Raw genomic sequence first — 753 nt, 5'->3', positions numbered from 1 at the left:
GCCAGAGGTAGATCGAATACGACCGGTCGCCGACATAGCAAAGGATGCTGGCATCAAGTCCGCGAACCGGCCCAGTTTGATGCCGCCGGCGGCAATGATGAGCACCGTCCCCAAGGTCGGCAGCAAGGCAAGAGCGCCAGGAAATGACGTCGAGGCGGAAAAGAAAAGCGCTGAAAACCCGATGGCGCCAATACCGGTCATCGCCATTGCGGCGCGCAATGGCAGCCCTGCCCTGAACCGATGGACCGTCAGCGCCAGCAGGCCACCGAGCGCCAGCTCCCACAGACGGGTATGGGTTACGAAATAAGCGGCGGCCGGATCGCTCCGGGTGATGACAACCGAGCTGATCAGCGATCCGGCAAAAACCGCGGTCAGCCCCACGAGGAATACGTCTTTCGCTGGCCGCCCGAGACGGCGCGCCAGCCAAAGGCCTGCCACCATCAGCAATGGCCAGACGATATAGAACTGCTCCTCGATGGATAGAGACCAGTAATGTTGTACCGGGCTCGCCGCCTCCTCGGCGCCGAGATAGTCGACCGCCTGCCAGGCAAGCCGCCAGTTCTGCACATAGAGCGCACTGGCAGCGACCTGGATTGCCGTCTCTTCCCAACGTGCCATGGACAGGAAGACCAGCGTTCCGGCGAGCGTGGCAAGAAGGGCCAGGATCGCAGTCGGCAGCAGTCGCCGCACTCGCCGCGAATAAAAGGCCATCAGCGAGATGCGGCCGTCGCGCAGCGCCATGCGGGCAAGCAG

General features: G+C 63.1%; 1 protein-coding gene. It reads right to left on the bottom strand.

All coding sequences use genetic code 11. The features are described from left to right. Positions 1–741: acyltransferase (locus EN906_RS36025; RefSeq protein WP_164777702.1), on the bottom strand; the 741-nt coding region annotated here is incomplete at its 3' end. Positions 742–753 lie beyond the last annotated feature (12 nt).

The sequence above is a fragment of the Mesorhizobium sp. M7A.F.Ca.CA.004.06.1.1 genome (assembly GCF_003999135.1).
In the GTDB taxonomy this organism is placed as follows: Bacteria; Pseudomonadota; Alphaproteobacteria; order Rhizobiales; family Rhizobiaceae; genus Mesorhizobium.
The sequence above is the reverse complement of the archived record's forward strand: the minus strand, read 5'-3'. Positions and strand labels throughout refer to the sequence as shown.